The organism is Streptomyces sp. B6B3, from assembly GCF_039871525.1.
In the GTDB taxonomy this organism is placed as follows: domain Bacteria; phylum Actinomycetota; class Actinomycetes; order Streptomycetales; family Streptomycetaceae; genus Streptomyces.
In genome coordinates, this window is the sequence record NZ_JBDPLU010000003.1 from 378241 (window position 1) to 402322 (window position 24082).

Here is a 24082-nt window from a genome sequence, read left to right on the forward strand (position 1 = left end):
GCTCGCACCGTGGGCCGCCGGTCAGCGCGGCAGCACGAGCGCCGTGGCGATCGCCGCGAGTCCCTCTCCCCTGCCGGTGAGGCCGAGGCCGTCGGTGGTGGTGCCGGAAACCGACACGGGGGCGCGCACCGCCTCGGACAACACCCGCTGCGCTTCGACGCGCCGGGTGCCGATCTTCGGACGAACGCCGATCACCTGGATGGCCACGTTGCCGATCTCGAAGCCCGCCTCGCGGACGATCCGGGCCGCCTCGGTGAGCAGCGCGACGCCGGACGCGCCGGACCATTCGGGACGGTCGGTGCCGAAGTGCGCGCCGAGATCGCCGACGGCGGCGGCGGAGAACAGCGCGTCGCAGGCGGCGTGCGCGGCGACGTCGCCGTCGGAGTGGCCGGCCAGGCCCTGCTCGGCCGCGGGCCAGTGCAGGCCCGCGCACCACAGCGGCCGGCCGGGGGCGAAGGCGTGCACGTCGGTGCCGACGCCGATCCGGGGTGCCGCGACACGGGATCCGCCGGGCTCGGCCGGTTCGGCGGGCTCGGGCGGACCCGCGGGCGGCGGGCTAGAAGCCATCGGTCTTCCGCCGGCGGGCGAGCACCGCCTCGGCGAGCACCAGGTCGAGCGGGCGGGTCACCTTGAACGCCTCCTCGTGCCCGGGCACCAGAAGCACCTGGACGCCGAGCCGCTCCACCATGCCGGCGTCGTCGGTGGCGCCCTCGTCGCCCGCGTTCTCGGCCGGGACCGGCTTCCCGCTGCCGGCCTCCGCCGCGGCCTGGTCGGCGGCCAGCCTGCGGTGCGCGGCCAGCAGCGTCGCGCGGTCGAAGCCCTGCGGGGTCTGCACCGCGCGCAGCAGGGACCGGTCGGGGGTGGCGAGCACCGCCTCGGGCTCGCCCTCCCGGCTCGGCGCGGCGATCTGCTTGACCGTGTCGGCCAGCGGCAGCGCGGGGACCACGGCGGGCGCCCCGGCCAGCACGGCCGCGGCCACCGCGTCGACGGTCTCCACCGGGACCAGCGGGCGGGCCGCGTCGTGCACCAGCACCACGGCCACGTCCTCGGGAAGCGCCTCCAGGCCGGCGCGCACGGACTCCTGGCGGCTCCGGCCGCCGGGCACCACGAGCAGGTCGATGGTGACGGCGGCGGAGAGCGGCGGGTACTCGTCGAGCAGCAGCCGGACGCTCGCCACCTCGGCGGGCGGCGCCACGACGACGACCAGGGACACCTCCCGGGCCTGCGCCATGGCACGCACCGCGTGCACCAGGATCGGGGTGCCGTTCAGCTGGCGGAGCGCCTTCGGCGCTCCGGGGCCGAGCCGCACCCCGCGGCCGGCCGCCGGAATGACCGCCGCGGTGCGCGGCCGGCCACGGGGGTGTGTGGTGTCTGACATCTGTGAGGAGTACAGGTTTGTTTCCAGGGCGGTATTGGGTATGGCCTCAGCGTGCCGGGTACGACACCGATCGGTCCCTTCCGTGACAAGCCGGTCGCGGCCTCATTGCGGGCGTACACGGGCCCGGCACGCTTCAGAGAACGATAGGTACCATTCGCAGCGCCAACTGGCAGCAGCACACCAAGGACAGACAGGTGAACGCCCTCGGGCGCTGCGGCAGGTTGTGCACGAGGTCACATGGTGGTGATGCTCGTCATCGGATAGCGCCGGAGGCACACGTTCGCAGTGTGACCGCCGCGTTGGCGCTTCTGCCACACCACGGCCGAGACGGATAACGGCGAGACGGATAACGGTGAGTGTGGACGGGTCGCCATGGCACGGTTGCTCGACGGGTGACCATCCGGGAGGTGACGGCTCCGCGCCACTTGTGTGATCACCGACCGCATGATCGCCGAGAGAATGATCGGAGTGCGGCCGGTCAGGATGCGAGAACCTCGTCGAGCAGCGACTCGGCCTTGTCCTCGTTCGTGCTCTCCGCGAGGGCCAGCTCGCTCACCAGAATCTGCCGAGCCTTGGCCAGCATGCGCTTCTCGCCTGCCGACAGGCCACGCTCGCGCTCCCGGCGCCACAGATCGCGGACCACCTCGGCGACCTTGATGACATCGCCGGAGGCCAGCTTCTCGAGGTTCGCCTTGTACCTGCGGGACCAGTTGGTCGGCTCCTCCGCGTAGGGTGCGCGCAGCACCTCGAAGACGCGGTCAAGACCGTCCTGCCCGACTACATCGCGCACGCCAACGAGTTCGGCGTTTTCTGCCGGCACGCGCACTTCCAAGTCGCCTTGCGCGACCTTCAGTACCAAGTAGGTCTTGTCCACGCCTTTAATCTGTCGAGTTTCGATGGCCTCGATCAGCGCGGCCCCATGATGGGGATAGACCACGGTGTCGCCAACCTTGAACGTCATGTGACAGGTACCCCTTCCGTGGCTTTCCAGGGTAACACGGAGGCACGGCCCTTTGAATGGCGTTTTCGCAGGTCAGACCGCCTCTTGGGGGTTGACAAGGGCGCCCTTCCCGTGCTTCGCGAACGCTCGAGGGGTGGGTATCCGCAGGTGGGAGCGGGGATTGCGGAACCCGGAACTCCATTGATCAACACGAAGGCGAACGCCGAGAAGTTCGACACGACGAGAGCATCCGTCCGTTTTGTCATGTTTGTCGGAATGGCCCGCGCGGCGAGCGTCCCCCGGTGGGGTGGGTGAGGGCGTTCGGGGGGCGCTGGGTACGCTGTGCCCGCTGAGATCTTCCCGCCGGGCCGACGGGTACCAGTCGGCCCGCCCTGCTGTCTGAGGAGATGCCGCCGCCGTGAGCAGCAGCCTTCGACGCGGTGTCCTCGCCGCGGCCGTGATCGCCTTCCCCATCACCGCGCTGGCGGCCTGCGGCGCCGGCCACAACGCCGCGACCGACGAGGTCCGACCCGACAACGCCTGGGCCGAGGTCGAGGACATCAAGGTCCAGAACGTCATCGTGATCATGCCCGAGGACGGCGACGGCATTGCCGGGATCACCGCCCGGCTGTTCAACAACGGCGCCGACGACCAGACCCTGGAGGCCATCCGGCTGCCGGGCACCGGCGAGACGGTGGAGCTGGCGCCGGCCGAGGGCGAGACCGGGGTCGTGATCCCGGCGGGCGGTGAGCTCGCGCTCGGCGGCGAGGGCAACGCCTCCGCGTTGATCCAGGACGCGGCCGCCGGTGGCGTCGCGCTCGGCAACGCGCAGCACCTGGTCTTCGACCTGAGCGAGACCGGCGGCATCACCCTCTACGCCCGGGTGGTGGGCGACTCGGACGGCTTCGACCACTACGCCGAATGGGGTCCGACCCCGACGGCCGAGCCGACGCCGACGGACACCTCGGACGCCGACGCCACGGACGGGTCGACGGACGAGGCGACGGGTGAGGCGACGGACGGGGCCACCGACGAGGAGGCCACGGACGGCGCGACCGACGAGGCGACCGACGGCAGCACGGACGGGACCACCGACGGCGCGACCGGCGAGGCCACGGACGAGGCCACCGAGTAGGCGTCTGACGAGCAGGCGTTCCGCGCCGGCCCGGGCATGGCGGTGGGGCACCCCCGAGGGGATGCCCCACGCACGCTCCGCCGCCCGCGGGTCGCGGGTTACGGCTCGAACTTGTAGCCGAGACCGCGCACGGTGACCAGGTACCGCGGGGCACCCGGATCCGGCTCGATCTTGGCGCGCAGCCGTTTGACGTGCACGTCGAGCGTCTTGGTGTCGCCGACGTAGTCCGCGCCCCAGACCCGGTCGATCAGCTGCATCCGGGTCAGCACCCGTCCGGCGTTGCGCAGCAGCATCGCCAGCAGGTCGAACTCCTTCAACGGCAGGTCCACCTTGCGGCCGGAGACGGTGACCACGTGCCGGTCCACGTCCATCCGGACCGGACCCGCCTCCAGGGCGGCCGGGCTCTCCTCCTCCGACTCCCCGCGTCGGCGCAGCACCGCGCGGATGCGCGCCACCAGCTCCCGCGAGGAGAACGGCTTGGTCACGTAGTCGTCGGCTCCTATCTCGAGGCCGACCACCTTGTCGATCTCACTGTCCTTGGCGGTCACCATGATGACCGGCACATTCGAGCGGCCCCGCAGCTGGCGGCACACCTCGGTGCCCGGCAGGCCGGGCAGCATCAGGTCGAGCAACACCAGGTCGGCGCCGTTGCGCTCGAACTCGTCCAGCCCCTCGGGGCCGGTGGCCGCTATGGCGACCTCGAAGCCCTCCTTGCGGAGCATGTACGACAGAGCGTCGCTGAACGACTCCTCGTCCTCGACGACGAGCACTCGGGTCACGGGAGGACCTCCCGGGCAGGATCGTTGGTGCGGGTGGTGTTGGGGGCAGGGGTGTCGGCGATGTCCGCGGCTTCGGGGACGTCGGTGGGACGGGGGACGTCGGGGATGCGGCCGGCGGCACGGGCGTGCGCCGCCTCGGGGCGCCGGATCGACCGGGGCACCCGGCGGGAGGTGCCGGGGTCAGGATCGGCGTCCTCCTCGCCGGGGTCGGGAAGCTCGGGGAACTCCGCCGGTTCGTGGAGCGTGCCGCCGAGCCCGTCGCGCTTGCGGCGGGCCGCCTGCTGACGCTCCAGCGCGCTGCCGGGCTCCGGCAGCCGCAGCGTAAAGGTAGACCCCTGGCCCTCGGCGCTCCAGACCTGCACCTCGCCGCCGTGTGACGCGGCCACGTGCTTGACGATGGCGAGGCCGAGGCCGGTGCCGCCGGTGGCGCGGGACCGCGCCGGATCGACCCGGTAGAAGCGCTCGAAGATGCGCTCCCGGTCGTTCTCCGGGATCCCGACGCCCTGGTCGGTCACGGATATCTCCACCATCTCGCCGCTCGGGGCCGAGACCCGGGCCGCGGCGATGGCCACCCGGGTGTGCGAGGGGCTGTAGTTCACGGCGTTCTCGACCAGGTTGCCGAGGGCGGCGGCGAGCTGGCCGCGGTTCCCCCAGACCTCGACGCCGCTGGTGCCGCCGGAGGCCATGGTGATCTGCTTGCTGCTCGCCTGCTGCCGGCAGCGGTCCATGGCCTCGGTGACCAGCTCGTCCACGGTGACCAGCTCGGCGTGGTTGAGCATGTCGTCGTTGTCCTGGACCCGGGAGAGGTCGATCAGCTCCTGCACGAGATTGGTCAGGCGGGTGGCCTCGTTCTGCATCCGGCCGGCGAAGCGGGTGACCGCCTCGGGGTCGTCGGCGGCGTCCAGCACCGCCTCGGAGAGCAGCGACAGGGCGCCCGCCGGGGTCTTCAGCTCGTGGCTGACGTTGGCCACGAAGTCGCGCCGGATCGCCTCGATGCGGCGGGCCTCGGTGAGGTCCTCGACCAGCAGCAGCACCAGCCGGGAGCCCAGCGGCGCGGAGCGGGCGGAGACGGCGAGCACGTCGCCCCGGCCCTGCGGGCGCTTGCCGCGTCGGGGCAGGTCCAGCTCGATCTGCCGTATCTCGCCGTCCCTGCGGGTGTCGCGGGCCATGGTCAGCATGGGCTCGACCGCCAGCCGGCCGCCGCGCACCAGGCCCAGCGCGTACGCGGCCGAGCTGGCCTTCACCACGCCGTCGCTCTCGTCGAGCACCACGGCGGAGGAGCGCAGCACGGACAGCACGGTGTCGACGCCGGGCGGCAGGGCGACGTCCATGGTGAGGGGGGTGCGCAGGGGACGCGTGCGTTCGCGCTCGCTGACCCGGAAGGCCAGCATGGCGATGACACCGGTACACACCCCGGCGATCGCGGCCACCGCGGCGACCGCCGCGTTCACGTCCATATCCTCAGGTTAGGCGGGGCTCGCCCGTGGGCCACAGAGGTGACTGGAGATGCTCGTCCGGCCGCCCGCGAGAGTTCACCTTGGCGACTACGACCATTCACTTGACCGGGCGGATGCGGCTGCTTTCTGCGCGAAGCTTGATAGACCTTGATAGATACGGCCGCCGAAACGGCCGAGTGGGCTATCTGGGCGAGGCGCGAGAAGGGAAAGTCATGCGCGACGTGTATCACGAGGAGCTTGACGCGATCAGCGACAGCCTGGTCGAGATGGCGCGGTTCGTCGGATCCGCGATAGGCCGGGCCACGACGGCCATGCTGGACGCGGACCTGAAGCTGGCGGAGAGCGTGATCGAGGGGGACGCGCGGGTCGACGACATGCAGCGGGACCTGGAGAACAGCGCGATCGCGCTGCTCGCCCGCCAGCAGCCGGTGGCCACCGACCTGCGGATCGTGGTCACCAGCCTGCGGATGAGCGCCGACCTGGAGCGCTGCGGCGACCTGGCGCAGCACGTGGGCAAGGTGGCCAGGCTGCGGTTCCCGGACTCGGCGGTGCCGCGGGACCTGCAGGCGACGATCCTGGAGATGGGGCAGCTCGCGCAGCGGCTGATGGCCAAGGCCACCGAGGTGCTGATCACCAAGGACATCGAGCTGGCGATGCAGCTGGAGCACGACGACGACGAGATGGACTCGCTGCACCGGACCCTGTTCCGGCACCTGATGGACGACCGGTGGAACCACGGCGTCGAGACCGCGGTGGACGTGACGCTGCTGGGCCGCTACTACGAGCGCTTCGCCGACCACGCGGTGTCGATCGCCCGTCGCGTGGTGTTCCTGGTGACCGGCGAGCACGCGGACGAGTTCGAGCCCGAGCCGGAGCCGGAGGCCACCTCGTAGACGGCGCACGCCGGCGACAGCGGCGGCGGGCGGTCGGGGCCCGCCGCGGCCGTCGTGCTCCCGCGCGCCCCGCCGCACGCCGTTGACAGTGTCGCGAGCCCCGGGCATCGATGGGGGTGGACGCATCGACACCCGTCGCCCAGGAGGTCCCGTGGCTGCCGCACCCGAATCCCGCACCCCGATATCCGCCCCCGCCCCGCAGGCTCCGGCCGAGCGCCGTCCGCTCTCCCTTCCGCTGCTCGGCAGCTGTGGCTGCGGACAGGGCTGCGGCTGCGGCTGCCAGTCCGGCGGCGCCTGCCAGTGCGGCGGCAACTGCGGCTGACGTCGAACGGGCGGCGGCGCCCAGGACGGGGCCTGGTCACCACGGCAGGCGTGCGTGGAGCTCGAAGGCGCCGCCGTCGGCTCCGTGGCGCAGCGTGCCGCCGTCCAGCACGGCGCGCTCCTCCAGGCCGGCCAGCCCCGCGCCGGCGCCGGGGATCTCGGCCGGCGTGGTGCCGTCCGGCAGGGCGTTGCGGACCAGCACGGTGAGCCCGTCCCCGGGCCGTCCCTCCAGGGTGACGGCCACCGCCTCGCCCGGCGCGTGCTTGCGCGCGTTGGTCAGGCCCTCCTGGACCACCCGGTACACGGTGCGCTGCACCTGGCCGCGCAGGGCGTCGGCCAGGGCGGCGTCGTACCGCCGCACCAGGGTGACCCGCTGGCCGGCCTCCTCGGCCTCGGCCACCAGCCCGGTGATGTCCGCGATCCGCGGCAGGCCGGCCTCGGTCGGATGGCGGCCGGCCTCCCCCGCGGTGGTCGCCGGCGTCCCGCCGCGCAGCACGGTCAGCACCGCGCGCAGCTCCTCCAGGGCCTGGTGGGCGGTGTCCCTGATGAGCTGCGCGCTGTCGCTGATCTCGGGGCTCGACAGCGGGGCGGCGACGCCGGCCGGCCCGGTCCGGTACGCCAGTGCGCCGGCGTGCACCGACAGCAGCGAGATCCGGTGGGCGAGCACGTCGTGCATCTCCCGGGCGATGGCCTCGCGCTCGGTGCGGCGGGCGTCGGTCAGCCGCCTGGCGTGCTCCACGCGCTGCCGTTCGGCGTCCTCGTGCAGCCGCGCCACCAGCTGCCGCCTGGCCCGCATGCCGGCGCCCCAGGCGAAGAAGAACAGGTAGTAGGCCAGCACGAAGGCGCAGGCGAGCCAGCCGCCCTCGTTCGGCACGCTGAAGATCACCACGTACGGCAGGGTCGCCGCGATGTTCAGGCCGAGCGCCAGCAGGGCCGGGCGCCAGGGGACGCGGATGCCGAGGTTGAGGATGGCCACGGTGAGCGCACCCATGAAGGTGGCGCTGAGCGCCCCGATCGGCGCCATGGCGAGCGCCAGCAGCATCGGGAAGCGGCGGCGCCACCACAGCGCGAGGCAGCTGAGGGCGCCCAGCGGCCAGTCGACGGCCCGGATCCACTCGGGGATGTAGTCGCGTTGGTCGGCGGTGGCGGTCATCACCGCCCACAGGCCCGCGGCGAAGAGGAAGAGCAGAACGTCGACGACCCAGTCGCGTCCGCTGCGGTCGATCGGATGGCGGCGGCCGGCGAGCAGTTCCCCGGGCAGCAGCCAGCGGTGCTCCCACCCCGCCCGGCCGTCGGGCTGGCCGCCCGGGGCCACCGTCTCGCTCATGCGTCCGAGCGTACGGGCACCCGGGCGGCGTCACATACGGTTATTTTGTGGACGTGGGCGACTACTTCTTGCCCTGGTTCTTGACGGCCTCGATCGCGGCCTTCGCGGCGTCCGGGTCCAGGTAGCGGCCGCCGGGCGTGAGCGGGTGGTAGTCGGCGTCCAGCTCGTAGAGCAGCGGGATGCCGGTGGGGATGTTCAGGCCCACGATGTCCGCGTCCGAGACGCCGTCCAGGTGCTTGACCACGGCGCGCAGGCTGTTGCCGTGGGCGGCGACCAGCACGGTGCGGCCGGCCGTCAGGTCCGGCACGACCGCGTCGTACCAGTACGGCAGGGCGCGTTCCAGCACGTCCTTCAGGCATTCGGTGCGGGGACGGAGCTCGCTCGGGATGAGGCCGTAGCGCGGGTCGTCGCTCTGCGACCACTCGGCGCCGTCCGCGAGTTCGGGCGGCGGGGTGTCGTAGGAGCGGCGCCACTTCATGAACTGCTCCTCGCCGAACTCGGCCAGCGTGGCGGCCTTGTCCTTGCCCTGGAGCGCGCCGTAGTGCCGCTCGTTCAGCCGCCAGTGGCGGTGCACCGGGATCCACCCGCGGTCCGCGGCGTCGAGCGCGAGGTTCGCGGTGCGGATGGCGCGCTTGAGCACGGAGGTGTGCAGCACGTCGGGGAGCAGGCCGGCGTCCTTGAGCAGCTCGCCGCCGCGGACCGCCTCCTTCTCGCCCTTCTCCGTGAGGTTCACGTCCACCCAGCCGGTGAACAGGTTCTTCGCGTTCCATTCGCTCTCGCCGTGGCGGAGCAGGATCAGCTTGTACGGTGCGTCGGCCATGTCCCGAGACTAGACGAGCGCCCAGGGCGGTCACCGGTTGAGGGCCGAGAAGCGGCCGACGGCCAGCGGCACGAAGACGGCGAGCAGCAGCGCCGGCCAGGCCAGGGCGAGCGCGACGGCGTTCTCGGTGGGCCAGGAGCCCTCGCCCCAGCCGGGGTTGCCGAACAGGTCGCGGGCCGCGGCGGCGGTGGCGGACATCGGGTTCCACTCGGCGATCGCGCCCATCCACCCCGGCATCGTGTCCGGCGAGGTGAAGGCGTTGGAGAGGAACGCGACCGGCCACACCAGGATCTGGACGCTCTGCACCAGCTCCGGGCGGCCGGCCAGCAGGCCCAGGTAGATGCCGGCCCAGAGCAGGGCGAACCGCAGCCACAGCAGCAGTCCGACGGCGGCCAGCGCCTCGACGGGGCCGTCGTGCCAGCGCCAGCCGATGGCCCAGCCCGCGAAGAGCAGCACCACCATGCTGGCCGTCGACTCCAGCATGTCGAGCAGACTGCGCCCGACGAGGACGGAGGAGGGCGCGATGGGCATGGAGCGGAAGCGGTCGAGCACGCCCCGGTTCACGTCCTGGGCCAGCGCCACCATCGTGCCCTCCAGGCCGAACGCCACGGTGAGCGCGAGTATGCCGGGGACCAGGTACTCCTTGTAGTCGCCGCCGCCCTCGACGGCCATGCCGCCGCCGAGGAAGTAGGCGAACATCACCAGCATCATCACGGGGAACGCCAGCCCGACGGCGAGCCCGACGCGCTGGCGCCGCCAGTGGGCCAGGCCGCGGCGGGTCATGGTGAGCGAGTCGACCAGGACCCGACGGGCCCGGGACGGCGGAACGGGTGCGGGGGCGGATGCGGGGGCGGGGACGCCGGGTCCCGCTGTGGTGCTCGTCATGCGCGAGTCGCCTTTCACGGTGGAAAACGGACGGTCGGTGGTCGTTGGCCAGGCCACGGGTTCGGCGGGCCCGCGAGGGCGGGCGGAACGGGAACGCCGGAGCTGTCCGGGGTCGGGGCGCGCGGGCGGACGGAGCCGGGCGGCGATCGTTGGCGGAGCCATCGATTCCGGGTCAGGGCCGGCGGCGTTCGGCCGGCCACGATCAGGGGGCGTCACCGGTGGCCGCGCCCGCGGCGGTCCGGTCGGCCGTCTCGCGGGCCACGCCCTCCCGGCCCGCGCCGGAGCCGGTGAGGTGCAGGAAGACCTCGTCGAGGGTGGGGCGGCGCAGGGCGATGTCCTCCGCGTCGATCCCCGCCTCGGACAGCGCCCGCACCGTGCCGGTGAGCGCGGCCATCCGGTCGTTGACCGTGGCGCTGACCAGCCGCTGGTCCGGGTCGGTCGTGGTCTCGCGCGGACCGTCGGGGCCGCCGGCGGCCCGGCCGACCAGGTCCGCGGCGCGGGCGAGCGCCGCGGCGTCGCGCACCACCACGTCGATGCGGTCGGCGCCGAGCCTGGCCTTCAGCTCGTCGGGGGTGCCCTCGGCGATCCCCCGGCCGGCGTCGACCACCGAGATCCGGTCGGCGAGTTGGTCGGCCTCCTCCAGGTACTGGGTGGTCAGCAGCACGGTGGTGCCGCCGCCGGCCAGCGAGCGGATCGCCTGCCACACCTCGACGCGGCCGCGCGGGTCGAGCCCGGTGGTGGGCTCGTCCAGGAACAGCACCTCGGGCAGGGTGATGAGGCTGGCCGCGAGGTCGAGCCGGCGCCGCATGCCGCCGCTGTACCGCTTGACCGGCAGGTCGCCGGTGTCGGCCAGGTCGAAGCGCTCCAGCAGTTCGGTGGCCCGCCGGGCGGCCCCGGCGCCGCCGAGATGGTAGAGCCGGCCGAACAGGTCGAGGTTCTGTCGCCCGCTGAGCTCCTCGTCCAGGGCGGCGTGCTGGCCGAGCAGCCCGATCCGGTACCGCACCCGGTCGGCGTCGCGGGTCACGTCGAGACCGGCCACCTCGGCGCGGCCGGAGGTGGGCCGCAGCAGGGTGGTGAGGATGCGGACGGCGGTGGTCTTGCCCGCGCCGTTCGGACCGAGCAGGCCGTGCACGCTGCCGCGCGGCACGGTCAGGTCCAGGCCCGCGAGCGCCTGCTTCGTCCCGTAGCTCCTGGTCAGCGACGCGGTGACGATGGCGTCCGGCATCGGCCCCACTCCCTTCGACCGGCGACCGTGGGTGGCACCCTTGATCGCCGGAGAGATTATTCAAATTTGATTAGTCCGGAGGGTAACCTCGGCGGCGATAGTAGTCAAACTTGATTACTCTGGTCCGTGAGGCGCCGCGCGGTGCGGTGAGAGACTGCCCGGGGCAACGGAGTCCCGCGAACCAGGAGGAAGGGCGACGGATGTCGGTGATGCGGCTGCTGGTGCTGGGCGCGGTGCGCCAGCACGGCCGGGCGCACGGCTACCAGGTGCGCAATGACCTGGAGTTCTGGGGCGCGCACGAATGGTCGACGGCCAAGCCCGGGTCGATCTACCACGCACTGAAGCAGATGGCCAAGCAGGGACTGCTGCTGGCGCACGAGACGGCGCCGAGCACGGCCGGCGGCCCGCCGCGCACCGAGTACGAGCTGACCGCGGCGGGCGAGGAGACGTACCTGGAGCTGCTGCGCGAGTCGCTGCGCGCCCACGACCAGCGCGTCGACGTGCTGACCAGCGCCGTCGGGTTCATCGTCGACCTGCCGCGGGAGGAGGCCATCGCGCTGCTCCGCGAGCGGGTCGCCACGCTGGAGGAGTGGCGCGAGGAGGTGGACAGGCACTGGACGCCGCAGGCGACGCCGGCGGAGTGGGGTCACATCGGCGAGGTGATGCGGCTGTGGGTGCACTCGGCGGTGAGCAGCGCGGAGTGGACGCGCGGGCTCATCGAGCGGCTCGAGGGCGGGGCGTACGTGATGGCCGGCGAGGGGCGGCGCAGCGTGGAGGTGCTGCCCGAGGGGATGGACAACCCCTTCGGCTAGGTCCTGTCCGGCCCAGGCGCGCCGGTGCGCGGCTTCCTCAGAGCGCCTGGCGGAGGCCGTTGAGCAGCTGCCGGGTCTCGGCCGGGTCGAGCGCGGCCCCGGCCAGGCCGTCGAGCACCCGCTGGTAGGAGGCCACCTCGTCGAGCTTGTCCAGGTAGAGGGCGCCGGTGAGCTGCTCCAGGTAGACCAGATCGGACAGCTCGTCCTCGGCGAAGCGCAGCAGCGTGAACGCGCCGGACTCGGCCACGTGGCCGCCGTGCGAGAACGGCGCGACCTGGAGCGTGACCCGCGGGAACTCGGAGAACTCCAGCAGCGCCCGCAGCTGTTCGTCCATCACCTGCCGGCCGCCGTAGGGGCGGCGCAGCGCGGCCTCGTCGAGCACGCAGTGCAGGTGCGGCGCGCGCTCCGAGAAGAGCAACTTCTGGCGCTCCAGGCGCAACGCGATGCGCCGGTCCACCTCGGGGCGCGCCAGCCGGCCGCGGTGCCCGCTGACGACGACGGCGTGCGCGTACGCCTCGGTCTGCAGCAGGCCGTGCACGAACTGGACCTCGTAGGTGCAGATACGTTCCGCCGCAGCCTCGAGACCGACGTAGGTCTGGAACCAGCCGGGCAGCACGTCGTTGTAGCTGTGCCACCAGCCGGCCTGCCCCGAGGACTTGGCGAGGTCGATCAGCGGCGCGCGCTCGGCGTCGTCGATGACGCCGTAGAGGGTGAGCAGGTCGGCCACGTCGCGCTGCTTGAAGCTGACCCGGCCGAGCTCCATGCGGCTGATCTTCGACTCGGAGGCGCGGATGGCGTACCCGGCGTCCTCGCGCGTCACGCCGCGCGCCTCGCGCAGCCGGCGTAGCTGGGAGCCCAGGAGGATGCGCCGCACCATGGACCCGCTCTTCGTGTCCGGCGCACTGTCCAGGCTGGTGATGTTCGCGGCTCCGGCCGCGTGCTCCGCTGTCCTGTGCGTACTCATGGCTCACAGCCCTCCAGGTCTGCCGGTGCGAAGTCTGCCATGGCGACGCTCCGAACGGTGCCCGTTCGATTACGGTCAATCAAATTTTTTCGTGCACGTGCAGCTGCTCTTGCATTTGCCGTGAGCGTTGGGAAGCATGAGTCCCGCGCGTTGGGCAACCAGGGCGTCGACCACATCCCTGCCGCGTCACCGGCCAGGCGGGGTACGGGAGGGCTACCCCGTGGATCCGGCCCTCACGTTGCATCAGTGCCGCCGCGATCGCCAGGAGTGCCGTGCCATGGGGACCAAAGGACCGCCCATGCTCGACCATTTAGGGCAACCGTCCCCCTCCGTCGAAACGCGGACACCGTCCTCGACAGCAACGCTCGGCCTACCGGCGCAGGCCGATTCGGTCTGTCGGGCCCGCGACTTCACGCGCTCCACGCTCCAGGGCTGGCGCCTGTCCGAGCAGTTCGACGCCGTGGCCCTCGTGGTCTCCGAGCTCGTCACCAACGCGCTCCGGCACGGTGTGGGCGTCGCGCTCCAGGCCACGCAGCGCGGCCGGGCCGGGCAGCCCACGGGCGGTTCGGCCGTGGAGCTCGAACTGATGCGGTACGCACGGCGGCTGATATGCGCGGTCCGGGACGGCAGTGAGGCCGTGCCGCGGATGAGCGCGGACGGCGTCGCCGACCTGGCGGCGGAGTCCGGCCGCGGTCTGCACCTGGTCGACTGTTTCAGCGACGGCTGGGGTTGGCGCCCGCTGACCGGCGACCGCCGCGGCAAGGTGGTCTGGGCCGTCTTCAAGCTGTGACACCCCGTCACGTCATGTGAGCAAGCGACCCGTCACGTCGTCACGTCGTGTCCCGCACGCCGCGCGGTCACCCGGCGGCGGCACCGGCGCGAGGACCCCCGTCAACGGAGTCGCCGCGCCGGATCCTCGTCAGACGATCAGGTGGTCGAGCTCCCCGTCCTTGATGGCGCGCAGCAGCGCCCTGACCTCGGCCTGGGTGTAGACGAGCGCCGGGCCTTCGGGGAAGCGGGAGTTGCGCATCGCCACCTCGCCACTGGGCAGCCTGGCGAACTCCGCGCAGGTGCCCTGCGAGTTGCTGTGGCTGCTCTTCAGCCAGGTCACGCCCCGGATCTCATGGGCGGCCATGCCGTTGTAAGTGTCGGGCACTGTGTCTCCCGGGTCGTGCGGTGGTGCTCGGCGGTCGGTGCCCCACGGATTCCACGCAGAGTCATGGGATCCCAGCACCGCCGATCATAACCGCGGCTCCTGTGCATATGCACGGGATAATGCACGTGCACAACACCTCGTCGTCGCCTCGTCACGGCCGGTCCCGGACCGCTGATCGCGGCGGGCGCCGCGGGGTGTCAACGATGAAGACGGATGCCGCAGCTACCGGGTTCCCCGAACCGGGGCAACTAAGCCCCGGGCACAGCAAGTTCGCCGCACGGGGAGGCCCCGGCGCGGCACGCGGCACGCGCGCCGGGGCCTCCCGGGCCTCCCGGATCTGTTGATCGCGGGTGGCGGTCACTCTCCGGAGGGACCCTCCAGTTCCTCGCCCGGCGCGACGGGGGTGCCGAACTCCGGCGTCCCGTCCGCGTTCCACTCCACCGGCTGGGCGCGGGTGGTGCGGTTGCTGCCGCAGCCGTCCGACGCCGAGGGGTTGGCGTGGTAGACCATCCAGGTCTCGCTGCCGTCCGGCGAGGTGAAGAACTGGTTGTGCCCGGGGCCGTAGACGCCGGCGGCGTCGTCGCGCTCGAAGACCGGGTCGGGGAACTTCGTCCACGCGCCCGGATCCATCGGGTCCCCGGTCAGCTCCATCAGCCCCAGCTTGTAGTCGGGGGTGTCGCAGTGCGAGGCGGAGAACGTCATGAAGGTGCGGCCGTCGTGCTGCAGGATGGCCGGGCCCTCGTTGACCGGCGAGCCCGACTGCTCCCAGGAGGCGGTCGGCGTGGCGATGCGCACGCCCGTCCCCGACGGGGTCCAGGGGTTCTCCATCGGCGCGATGTAGATGTTCTGCGAGCCGCCCTCCCAGAAGGAGTGCAGCAGATACAGCTCGCCGTCCTGGGTGAGGTACGTGCTGTCGATCATCCAGCGGTCGTCACCGTACGGGTCGACCTGCCCCTTGTAGGTGTACGGGCCCATGGGGTCGGTGCCCGCGCTCTCCAGCACGTGCACGTTCTGGTGGTCGATGTTCTCGGCCACCCCCGCGCTGTAGGTGAGGTACCAGCGCTGCCCGTTCGGGCCGTCGAGCAGGTGGAGCTCCGGCGCCCAGAAGTTGCAGCACCGACTGGGCTCGGACTCCGTGTAGACGGTCTGCGGGGTGGCGCTGGTCAGGCCGCCGAGGGTCTCGGCGCTGCGGATCTCCCAGTGCGAGCCCCAGGTGGTGGCGACGTGGTAGTACCGGCCGTCGTGGTAGACGACCGACGGGTCGGCGCCGTTGGGTCCCGGGACGATCGGGTTGGTGAACGCGGCGGTCGGCGTGGGGTCCGAACCCGCCGCGCTGGTCGCCGCGCCGGTGGGGTCGGCGGTGGCGACCGGTCCGCCCGGCCCGAGCAGCGCGACCGCGCAGCCGACGACGGCGGCCAGCAGCGCGGCGAGCCGGCGGCGCCGGCGGCGTTGCCCGAGGGGCGTGGGGGGTGTGGGGGATGTGGGGGTCATAGCGGCTCCTCATGTGCCCGATATCTCGAACGCATTTCGGAATTACGGACACGCTGAAGCTAGAAGCCGCCCCTCCGCCCGGTCAACCCCGCCTCGCTTCCGCCTTCTTCATGGCCGGTTCCCGGCATTGTCACGACCCTGGCACGGTCGTCACCCGCGTCCTCCCGCCTATACATCACCACGCGCTAGGGTGACCGACGTGAAGAGCACCTTGACTGGAATGCGACGGATTCAGACCGGACTTGTCGCCGGCCTGGCCCTGTTGGCGTTGACGGGGACGGTCTCCGGCTGCTCCTCCGACGACGGGGACGAGCCAATCGAGGGCGCCGAGACGGGGCCGGGCTCGTCCGAGGAGAGCGAGAACGACGACGAGAGCGCGGCGGAGGCCGAGGTCGCCGATCTGTACCTGGCCTACTGGGACGCGGTCATCGAACTCGAGAACGGGGATGAGCTCGACCGGTCACTGTTCGACGGCCTCGCCACCACCGGCGTGGTGGAGTCCGAGGTCGGCCGGGTGAGCGCCTTCAAGGACAACGGCGTGCATCGCGAGGGCGAGCCGACCATCGAGAACGTCACGGTCACCATCGATGGCGACACCGCCCGCATCGAGGCGTGCAAGAACGAGGCCGACTGGAGGGTCGTCGACGGGAACGGGGAGGTCCCCGACGCCGTTCCCGAGAATCTTCAGCGGCCGCACCCCAACGTGGTCACCGCCGAGCGCACCGATGGCGAGTGGCTGATCACCGCAACCCTTCCGACCGAGGGAGCGACCATCACATGCTGACGATCTCCGGCAGAGGCACGCTCGCCATACGACTGCTCACCGTGACCGCGCTCGCCGCCTCCGTGGTCGTCCTGCTCGGGCTGCGCACCACCGCCACGGCCGACCCGAACTGCAGCTACCAGGAGAACGCCCAGGGCCAGCTGGTGTACGTCTGCGAGGACACCACCCCCGGGGAGGACGGCGACAACGGGGACAACGGCAGCGGCAGCGGGGAGCCGACCTGCGACCTGAGCCTGGTCGAGGGCATCGGCAAGCCCGACGCCTCCCGCTGGTGCCAGGGCTCGATCGCCTGCTGGGCGAACATCCCCGCGGTGCTGCCCGAGGAGGAGTGGCCCGACAACCCGCCGAGCGAGGACCACGAGTACATCTACAAGTCCTGCGTGGACGCCAGCGGCAACGTCGTCGAGGAGGGTTGGGAGTGGTACAACCCCGACGAGCCCTCCATCGAGGAGCTGGTCCAGCAGGCGTACGGCAACCTCCAGGCGCCCGAGTTCACCCTGGCCTTCAGCCCGCCGACCGAGTCGGTCATCTACATCGACACGTGGTGGTGGGCCGAGGGCGCGACGAACGAGGAGATCATCGGCACGGCCGCACTGGGCGTGCGGGCGGTCGCCGAACCCGACCACATGGAGGTCGACCCGGGCGACGGCAGCGGCACCATCACGTGCGACTTCTCCGTCTCCGAGAGCGACGAGTGCAGCTACGTCTACGAACGAGCCTCCGACGGCTATCCGGCCCGGGCCCGGCTCGTCTACGACGTGCGCTTCGAGCAGAACGGCAACCCGCTCGAGGTGGCGGGCATGCCGGAGACCTTCGAGAGCAACTGGTACGAGGCCACCGTCCCGGTGACCGAGGTGCAGGCGAACGTCGTGCGCTGACGCAACGGCATCGCACCACGAGGAACGGCCCTGCCACGCCCGGCAGGGCCGTTCCCGTTCCGTACGAAACCCGTCACGACCCGGCCACGATGCCTTCCCTCCGTGTCGGTCGCACGCGTTAAGGTGACGCCCGTGACTACCAGGCTGAGTGACGCAGGACGCATCCGGGGCGGCTTAGCGGCTGGCGCGATCCTGTTGGCGATGACGGGGATGATCACCGGCTGCTCGTCGGACGACGGCGGTGAGGAGCCGATCGAGGGCGCCGAGACCGAGTCCTCCGGTTCGGACGAGGAACAGAACGGGGCCGACGAGGGTCAGGAGGCGGACGTCGCCGCGCTGACGGACCTCTACGAGACGTACTGGGATGCCCTGGTCCAGCTGGACAACAGCACCGACCCCGACCCCGCCCTCCTGGAGGGCCTCGCGACCCAGTCGGCGACCGAGACCGAGATCAGCCGCATGCAGGCCTACCACGCCCAGGGCATTCGCCGTCAGGGGGAGCCGACCTTCGGGGACATCACCGTGACCGTTGACGGGGACACGGCGATCATCGAGGCGTGCAAGTCCGAATCGGACTGGCAGTTCGTGGACGAGAACGGCGAGGAGGTCGAGGTGGAAGGCGACCTGACCGTTCGTGAGCCGAACGTCGTCGCTGCCGAGCGCTCCTCCGACGGTTGGTTGATCGGCGACACCCTCGCGATGGAAGAGGCGACCATCTCATGCTGACCGCGATCCGAAACAGAACCAGCTTATTCGCCAGACTGGTGGCCATGGCCGTCCTGGCGACCGCCCTGGTCACCGTTGGCGGCGTGGAGACCGCGTCAGCGGAGCCCTGTCCCCTGGTCAAGACCGAGACCGGCAAGTGGGTCTACCACTGCCAGGACGGATCCGACGGAACCAACGGCGGCGACGGAGACGGTGACGGCTCCGGTGGCGAGCCCGCGTGCGACATGAGCACGGTGGCTGGCTACAGCCCCGCCTGGTGCGAGGGCGAGAACGCCTGCTGGGCCAATGTTCCCTCGGCCGTGTACCCCACCCCCGACACCTGGCCCTCCGAGCCCCCCACCCCCGACTCGGTCTACATCTACAAGAAGTGCTACGGGCCGGACGGCAGCGCCACCTACGACGACTGGGGCTGGTACACCCCTCAGGAGCCGTCCATCGAGGAACTCTCCTGGGACGCCTACGGAGCGCTCGTCGCACCGGAGTTCACCCTGGCCTTCAGCCCGCCCACTGAGTCGGTCGTCTTCGTGGACACCTGGTGGTGGGCGGACGGCGCTCCGGCCGGGGAAGTCATCGGTACCGCGGCCCTCGGCGTGCGGGCGGTCGCCGAGCCCGACCACATGGAGGTCGACCCGGGCGACGGCAGCGGCACCATCACATGCGACTTCGTCGTCTCCGAGAGTGACGAGTGCACCCACGTCTACGACCGGGCCTCCGACGGTTACCCGGCCCGCGCCCGACTCGTCTACAACGTCCACTTCGAACAGGATGGCAACGTCATCGAGCCCGAGGGACTCCCCGCGACCTTCGAGAGTCCCTGGTACGAGACCACCGTCCCGGTGACCGAGGTGCAGGCGAACGTCGTGCGGTGAGCTGCCTGACCGACGAAGGGCCGGGGTCGCCGCGTGCGGCCCCGGCCCTTCGCGTGGCCGGCTGGGTCCATACGTGGCATGTCCACGTAGCATGGCGCGTGCTCTTCGCGGGCTCGGAGCCCGCGCGTTCGATCTAGGAGGGGCGCATGACCACCCCGGGACACCAGCCCGAGTACGTCTTCGATCAGGTGCAGATAGGGCGGGGGATGCGTCCCCTGGCCCAGCACGGGTTCATCACCGTCGATCGGGGCGTGCTGTCCCTGCTCGGAAGCGATCAACGGCTGATCGCCAGCGCGCCGATCCCGGAGATCACCTGGAAGCGGACCGCCCTCACCCGCGGCAAGAACCTGTCACTGGTGATCAACGGCACCAAGTACTTCGTCTCCCCGGGCTGGGGCAACCACGTCGGCGACGTCGTCATGCCGGGGCAGACGAAGGACGTGCAGGCCGCCGTCCACGCGTTGCGGGTGGTACTCGCCCAGCACGGTGGCATCGCCGCGTAGCGCGGCCGCCCGCCCCGTGGTGCACTGGTCGGGAGGGGTGATGGCGATGAGCGGGACAGCACGCGCACGGTTCGCGGTGGCGACGGCGCTGGTGGCGGTGCTCGGCCTGTTGGCCGGCTGTGACTCCCAGCAGAACGGCGACGGGGGCGGCGGCCAGGACGGCGGCGACCCGACCGAGGAGGCCAGCAGTACCTCGCCGTTCACCGGCGAGGAGCTCGACGACGGCCCCTCGCCCGTGCTCGCCGTGAAGATCGACAACGTCGAGGCCGCCCGGCCGCAGACCGGCCTCGGGGACGCCGAGATCGTCTACGTGGAGCAGGTCGAGGGCGGGCTCAGCCGCTTCCTCGCGGTGTACTCCGAGGACCTGCCGGACCGGGTGGGCCCGGTCCGCAGCGGCCGGGAGTCCGATCTGGAGCTGCTGGAGCAGTTCGGCGAACCGGCCTTCGCCTACTCCGGGATCCAGGGTGCCCTGGAGCCGCTCTTCGAGGACGCCTCGCTGTTCCCGGTGCCGCCCGACGTCGCGCCCGAGGGGTACTCACGCGGCAGCGACCGCCCCGCCCCGTACAACCTCTACGGCGATCCGGCCGCCCTGCTCGACGCGGCGCTCGACGCCAGCGAGGCGTCGGACATCGGCTTCCGCTTCGGGGAGCCCCCGGCGCGCGGCGGCGAGGCCACCCGGAAGTACGACGTGTCGCTGCCAGCGGCGGGCTTCACCTTCACCTGGTCGGCGGACGACGAACGGTGGCAGGTGGCGCTGGACGGCCAGGCCACCGACGCCGCCCCGGCGACGGTCGTCGTGCAGGACGTGAGCATCCGCGAGTCCGAGTACCACGACGTCACGGGGGCGTACACGCCGTACACCGAGACCACCGGGTCCGGCACCGCGACCGTGCTCCGCGACGGCCGCGCCTACGATGCGGAGTGGTCCCGCCCGTCGGCCGAGGACGGCACCGAGTTCACCACTCCGGACGGCGACCCGATGCGCTTCGCGACGGGCCCGGTGTGGGTGGTCTACCAGCAGAAGTGACCTCCGGAACCGGCGCGCCGCTCGTCGTCCTTGACTTCAAGTTATGTTGAGGTTCTAGGCTCTGCCTCCATGAGTATGGAGATCGCGGCCTGGAACGCGATGTACAACGCGCGGCACGCCAAGGACGACCAGCGGCCGTTCTCGAAGGAGACGCTCCGGCGGATCGCCCGCTTCGCCCGCCCGCACCGCAGGGAGCTGGCGCTGTTCCTGGTGCTCAGCGTCGGCACGGCGCTGCTCGCCGTCGCGACGCCGGTGCTCGCCGGCAGGGTGGTGAACGTGATCAGCGACGGCGGGGCCGAGGGCACCGTGGTCCGGCTGGCGCTGCTGATCGCGGCGATCGCCGTCGCCGAGGCCGGGATCGGGCTGCTGGCCAGGTGGCTGTCGGCGCGGATCGGCGAGGGGCTGATCCTCGACCTGCGCACCGCCGTCTTCGACCACGTGCAGCGGATGCCGATCGCGTTCTTCACCAGGACCCGCACCGGCGCCCTGGTCAGCCGCCTCAACTCCGACGTGATCGGCGCGCAGCGCGCGTTCAGCGACACGCTCTCCGGCGTGCTGAGCAACCTCGTGATGCTGCTGCTCGCCGTCGGCGTGATGCTCTCGATCTCCTGGCAGATCACCGTCCTCGCGCTGCTGCTGCTCCCCGGCTTCGTGCTGCCGGCCCGGCGCGTGGGCACCCGGCTGGCCCAGCTGTCCCGGGAGGCGAGCAACCACAACGCGGTGATGAGCAGCCAGATGACCGAGCGCTTCTCCGCGCCCGGCGCCACCCTGGTGAAGCTCTACGGGCGTCCCGAGGAGGAGTCCGCCGAGTTCCTGGTGCGCGCCCGCCGGGTCCGCGACATCGGGATCCGCACCGCCATGCTGCAGATGGTCTTCGTCACCGCGCTCACGCTGGTGTCCGCGCTCGCACTGGCCCTGGTCTACGGCGTCGGCGGCTTCCACGCGCTGCGCGGCGGCCTCGACTCGGGCGCCGTGGTCTCCCTGGCCATGCTGCTGACCCGGCTCTACGCCCCGCTCACCGCGCTGGCCAACGCCCGGGTGGAGGTGATGACCGCGCTCGTCAGCTTCCAGCGGGTGTTCGAGGTGCTGGACCTCCGGCCGCTGATCGAGGAGCGCCCCGACGCCCGACCCGTTCCCGAAGGGCCGGTGTCCGTGGAGTTCGCGTCGGTCGACTTCGCCTACCCGTCCGCCGACCGGGTCTCGTTGGCCTCCCTGGAGGAGGTCGCCACGCTCGACACCCGGGGCGGCGAGCAGGTGCTGCACGGGGTGTCGTTCCGCGCCGAGCCCGGCCGGATGGTGGCGCTCGTCGGCTCCTCGGGCGCCGGCAAGTCCACCATCGCGCAGCTCACGCCGCGGCTCTACGACGTGGACGCGGGGACCGTGCGGGTGGGCGGCGTGGACGTCAGGGAGCTGACCACGGCCTCGCTGCGCGAGACGGTCGGCATGGTCACCCAGGACGGCCATCTCTTTCACGACACCATCGGCGCCAACCTGCGGCTGGCGCTCCCCCGGGCCCATGGGGGCCCGGGAGGTGCCCCCATCGACGCGGACGACGACGCGCTGTGGGACGCGCTGCGGCGGGCCCGGCTGGCGGAGCTGATCGCGGCGCTGCCCGACGGCCTGGACACGGTGGTGGGCGAACGCGGCTACCGGCTCTCCGGCGGCGAACGGCAGCGGCTGACCATCGCCCGGCTGCTGCTGGCCCAGCCCCGGGTGGTGATCCTGGACGAGGCCACCGCGCATCTGGACGCCAGTTCGGAGGCGGCGGTGCAGGAGGCGCTGGCCGAGGCGCTCGCCGGGCGCACCTCCGTGGTGATCGCGCACCGGCTGTCCACGGTGCGGGCGGCCGACCAGATCCTGGTGGTGGAGCGGGGCCGGATCGTGGAACGGGGCACGCACGAGGAGCTGCTCGCGGCCGGCGGCAGGTACACGGAGCTGTACCGGACCCAGTTCGACCAGGGTCCCGCCGCGGAACCGGACGCTCCGCCACGGGCCGAGGTCAACGCCTGACGGACCGTGGTTCGGCGCTCGCTCTCCGCTCCCCCGGTCGGCGCACCAGGACGGGCGGCGACGGGAGCGGGCGCCGAGCATGGCCAGTATGACGACCCTCAGACTTGATCATCTCCGCCGTTGCACGATCGCCGCCGATCTCGGCGCGGCCCGCACCCGCGTGTACCTCAAGAACACGGGGCTGATCGTCGACGAGCCGTCCGTCGTCGCCGTGAACACCCGCAACGGGGCGCTGATCGCGGTCGGCGCGCCCGCCGAGCGGATGGCCGGGCGCACGCCCGCGAACATCCGGGTGGTCCGGCCGATCAACGGCGGGACCGTCGTGGACATCGAGATGGCCCAGCGCATGGTCCGCGCCATGGTCGGCAGCAAGCTGCGGCGCGCCTGGCGGCGCAGACCGCTGCTGCGCGCCGCGGCGTGCATCCCGCACGACGCCGATCCGCTGGCCAGGCGCGCCGCGCTGGAGACGCTGATCGGGCTCGGCGCCCGCCGCGTGGAGCTGGTGGACAGCCTGATCACGGCGGCCATCGGCTGCGGGCTGCCGGTGCAGCATCCGGAGGCCACGATGATCATCCAGTGTGGTGCGGCGACCACGCAGGTGGCGGTGCTGTCGTTGGGGTCGATCGTGGCGGCCGAGAAGGTGCAGATGGGCGGCGAGACGATCGACCGCGCGCTGATCGCGCACCTGCGCAACCAGCACGAGCTGCTGCTGCCCAACCAGGCGGTGCGCCCGCTGCACACGGCGCTGAACTCCTCGGCCGACCAGGTCGCCGAGGTGCACGGGCGCGACGTGGTCACCGGACTGGCCCGGATGGTCCGGGTGGATCCGGAGTGCCTGCGGAACGCGGTGATGCCGCCGCTGGTCGCGCTGCTGGACGCGATCCGGGCGGTGCTGCACCGTTGCCCGCCCGATCTGGTGGCCGACCTGGTGGACCGGGGAGTGGTGCTGACCGGCGGCGCCGCGGTGCTGCCCGGATTGGACAGCACGATCCGGGAGAGCACGGGGATGCCGGTGAGCGTGGCCTCCGATCCGAGCCTGTGCGCGGTGCGCGGCCTCGGCGCGCTGGTGGAGATGGGCCTGCGGCCGGCGACCGCGCCGGACGAGCCGGCGAAGGCCGGTAGGTCCGCGAAGTCCGCGCGGCGCGCGGACAGGTCGGCCCGACGCGCCCGCGCCGGGGCGGCCGAGACGGCCGCCGAGCGGGAAGCCACCGGTGCCGGGTCCGGGTCCGGGTCCGGGTCGAAGGTCCCGGTGAACGGCGGCGCGAAGGAGTGGGCGAAGGACGGTGGGAAGGGACGCTCCGACGACGGCGTGCCGGCCGCCGTCGCGGGCGCCATGTCGGATCCCGGAGGGAAGACCGCCGAACCCGCCGAGGCGCGCGGACGGCGGCGGAACCGGAAGCGGGCCAAGGCGGAGCCCGCGCCCGCGCGGCGAGCCGCGGCACGCGCCGAGCCACGCACGGAGGACCGGCCCGCGGCCGCGTCCGGAGCCGGACCGGAGGCACCGGCCGCGAAGCGGTCGGTGATCCCGTCCGAAGCCTCGTCCGAGGCGAAGCCCTCGACACGGGCCGACTCCCCGGCGGAGGCGGTGCGTACGGGGACCGGGGCGCCTGCCGCACCGAAAGCCACCGCGGAGCCCGGGACCCGGTCGGCGGCCCAGCCCACGGCCGGATCCGACGGCGAGGCGGAGCCGCGGGCCGAGGCG

At 72.1% G+C, this 24082-nt stretch carries 24 protein-coding genes and 1 pseudogene; 13 read left to right on the forward strand and 12 right to left on the reverse strand.

Going from position 1 to position 24082, the window contains the following annotated elements:
* Window positions 1-21: 21 nt before the first annotated feature.
* From ispF to ABGB06_RS09405, 3 genes are all read right to left on the reverse strand, one after another.
* Entirely contained in the window at window positions 22-567 is a 546-nt protein-coding gene (gene ispF / locus ABGB06_RS09395; protein ID WP_347587219.1) for a 2-C-methyl-D-erythritol 2,4-cyclodiphosphate synthase, read from the reverse strand.
* The gene (locus ABGB06_RS09400; protein ID WP_347587221.1) at window positions 557-1378 is read right to left on the reverse strand and encodes a 2-C-methyl-D-erythritol 4-phosphate cytidylyltransferase; all 822 of its coding nucleotides are present in this window, start codon (window positions 1376-1378) and stop codon (window positions 557-559) included. The genes ispF and ABGB06_RS09400 overlap by 11 nt, the downstream gene beginning before the upstream one ends.
* Before the next feature lie 478 nt (window positions 1379-1856).
* The gene (locus ABGB06_RS09405) at window positions 1857-2339 is read right to left on the reverse strand and encodes a CarD family transcriptional regulator (RefSeq protein ID WP_097233172.1); all 483 of its coding nucleotides are present in this window, start codon (window positions 2337-2339) and stop codon (window positions 1857-1859) included.
* 397 nt (window positions 2340-2736) lie between these two features.
* Between ABGB06_RS09405 and ABGB06_RS09410 the strand changes: the two genes are divergently transcribed.
* Window positions 2737-3453, forward strand: coding sequence for a DUF461 domain-containing protein (locus ABGB06_RS09410; protein WP_347587223.1), 717 nt, complete (start codon window positions 2737-2739; stop codon window positions 3451-3453).
* A gap of 98 nt (window positions 3454-3551) precedes the next feature.
* Here ABGB06_RS09410 and ABGB06_RS09415 read toward each other — a convergent pair whose 3' ends face one another.
* Both ABGB06_RS09415 and ABGB06_RS09420 read right to left on the reverse strand, forming a co-directional pair.
* Entirely contained in the window at window positions 3552-4232 is a 681-nt protein-coding gene (locus ABGB06_RS09415; protein WP_347587225.1) for a response regulator transcription factor, read from the reverse strand.
* On the reverse strand, window positions 4229-5689 hold the full coding sequence (locus tag ABGB06_RS09420; RefSeq protein WP_347587227.1) for an ATP-binding protein: 1461 nt from the start codon (window positions 5687-5689) through the stop codon (window positions 4229-4231). Before ABGB06_RS09420 ends, ABGB06_RS09415 begins: the two co-directional genes overlap by 4 nt.
* Before the next feature lie 212 nt (window positions 5690-5901).
* Between ABGB06_RS09420 and phoU the strand changes: the two genes are divergently transcribed.
* Together phoU and ABGB06_RS09430 are read left to right on the forward strand one after the other, a co-directional pair.
* Complete coding sequence (phoU, locus tag ABGB06_RS09425) at window positions 5902-6582, forward strand: phosphate signaling complex protein PhoU (protein ID WP_347587229.1); 681 nt, start codon at window positions 5902-5904, stop codon at window positions 6580-6582.
* Between the two features lie 151 nt (window positions 6583-6733).
* Window positions 6734-6904 (forward strand): hypothetical protein, encoded by a 171-nt coding sequence (locus tag ABGB06_RS09430; RefSeq protein WP_347587564.1) that lies wholly within the window; start codon window positions 6734-6736, stop codon window positions 6902-6904.
* A gap of 36 nt (window positions 6905-6940) precedes the next feature.
* Here the strand turns inward: ABGB06_RS09430 and ABGB06_RS09435 are convergent, their stop codons facing one another.
* The 4 genes from ABGB06_RS09435 to ABGB06_RS09450 all read right to left on the reverse strand — a co-directional run bounded on the left by ABGB06_RS09435 (window position 6941) and on the right by ABGB06_RS09450 (window position 11160).
* Entirely contained in the window at window positions 6941-8230 is a 1290-nt protein-coding gene (locus tag ABGB06_RS09435) for a histidine kinase (RefSeq protein WP_347587231.1), read from the reverse strand.
* Window positions 8231-8291: 61 nt separating this feature from the next.
* Window positions 8292-9050, reverse strand: a complete 759-nt coding sequence (locus ABGB06_RS09440) for a phosphoglyceromutase (RefSeq protein ID WP_347587233.1) — start codon at window positions 9048-9050, stop codon at window positions 8292-8294.
* A gap of 30 nt (window positions 9051-9080) precedes the next feature.
* A complete protein-coding gene (locus ABGB06_RS09445; protein ID WP_347587235.1) occupies window positions 9081-9935 on the reverse strand; it encodes an ABC transporter permease in 855 nt (284 codons plus the stop codon).
* 202 nt (window positions 9936-10137) lie between these two features.
* Complete coding sequence (locus ABGB06_RS09450) at window positions 10138-11160, reverse strand: ATP-binding cassette domain-containing protein (protein WP_347587237.1); 1023 nt, start codon at window positions 11158-11160, stop codon at window positions 10138-10140.
* A 200-nt stretch (window positions 11161-11360) separates the two neighbouring features.
* On the opposite strand from ABGB06_RS09450, the gene ABGB06_RS09455 reads away from it, so the two are divergent.
* Window positions 11361-11972, forward strand: coding sequence for a PadR family transcriptional regulator (locus ABGB06_RS09455; RefSeq protein ID WP_347587239.1), 612 nt, complete (start codon window positions 11361-11363; stop codon window positions 11970-11972).
* Between the two features lie 37 nt (window positions 11973-12009).
* Here ABGB06_RS09455 and ABGB06_RS09460 read toward each other — a convergent pair whose 3' ends face one another.
* Window positions 12010-12849, reverse strand: a complete 840-nt coding sequence (locus tag ABGB06_RS09460; protein WP_347587546.1) for a helix-turn-helix transcriptional regulator — start codon at window positions 12847-12849, stop codon at window positions 12010-12012.
* 385 nt (window positions 12850-13234) lie between these two features.
* Here ABGB06_RS09460 and ABGB06_RS09465 point away from each other — a divergent pair, with 385 nt between their 5' ends.
* Entirely contained in the window at window positions 13235-13726 is a 492-nt protein-coding gene (locus ABGB06_RS09465) for an ATP-binding protein (protein ID WP_347587241.1), read from the forward strand.
* Window positions 13727-13855: 129 nt separating this feature from the next.
* Here the strand turns inward: ABGB06_RS09465 and ABGB06_RS09470 are convergent, their stop codons facing one another.
* On the reverse strand, window positions 13856-14092 hold the full coding sequence (locus tag ABGB06_RS09470; RefSeq protein WP_347587243.1) for a DUF397 domain-containing protein: 237 nt from the start codon (window positions 14090-14092) through the stop codon (window positions 13856-13858).
* Window positions 14093-14449: 357 nt separating this feature from the next.
* A complete protein-coding gene (locus tag ABGB06_RS09475) occupies window positions 14450-15583 on the reverse strand; it encodes a glycoside hydrolase family 43 protein (protein ID WP_347587245.1) in 1134 nt (377 codons plus the stop codon).
* A gap of 220 nt (window positions 15584-15803) precedes the next feature.
* On the opposite strand from ABGB06_RS09475, the gene ABGB06_RS09480 reads away from it, so the two are divergent.
* The 8 genes and pseudogenes from ABGB06_RS09480 to ABGB06_RS09515 form a co-directional block, all read left to right on the forward strand.
* Entirely contained in the window at window positions 15804-16367 is a 564-nt protein-coding gene (locus tag ABGB06_RS09480) for a hypothetical protein (protein ID WP_347587247.1), read from the forward strand.
* Window positions 16361-17245, forward strand: a complete 885-nt coding sequence (locus ABGB06_RS09485) for a hypothetical protein (protein WP_347587249.1) — start codon at window positions 16361-16363, stop codon at window positions 17243-17245. Before ABGB06_RS09480 ends, ABGB06_RS09485 begins: the two co-directional genes overlap by 7 nt.
* Before the next feature lie 201 nt (window positions 17246-17446).
* Entirely contained in the window at window positions 17447-17971 is a 525-nt protein-coding gene (locus ABGB06_RS09490) for a hypothetical protein (RefSeq protein ID WP_347587250.1), read from the forward strand.
* Between the two features lie 44 nt (window positions 17972-18015).
* Complete coding sequence (locus ABGB06_RS09495) at window positions 18016-18840, forward strand: hypothetical protein (protein WP_347587252.1); 825 nt, start codon at window positions 18016-18018, stop codon at window positions 18838-18840.
* Between the two features lie 146 nt (window positions 18841-18986).
* Window positions 18987-19343: a hypothetical protein gene (locus ABGB06_RS09500; RefSeq protein WP_347587253.1), complete on the forward strand. Its 357-nt coding sequence runs from the start codon at window positions 18987-18989 to the stop codon at window positions 19341-19343.
* A gap of 46 nt (window positions 19344-19389) precedes the next feature.
* Window positions 19390-20370 carry a DUF3048 domain-containing protein gene (locus ABGB06_RS09505; RefSeq protein WP_347587254.1) on the forward strand — a complete coding sequence of 327 codons (981 nt, stop codon included), beginning with the start codon at window positions 19390-19392 and terminating at the stop codon, window positions 20368-20370.
* 69 nt (window positions 20371-20439) lie between these two features.
* Window positions 20440-22380, forward strand: coding sequence for an ABC transporter ATP-binding protein (locus tag ABGB06_RS09510; protein ID WP_347587256.1), 1941 nt, complete (start codon window positions 20440-20442; stop codon window positions 22378-22380).
* A gap of 88 nt (window positions 22381-22468) precedes the next feature.
* A pseudogene (locus ABGB06_RS09515) lies at window positions 22469-23452 on the forward strand (rod shape-determining protein); the annotation flags it as partial.
* Between the last annotated feature and the right edge of the window lie 630 nt (window positions 23453-24082).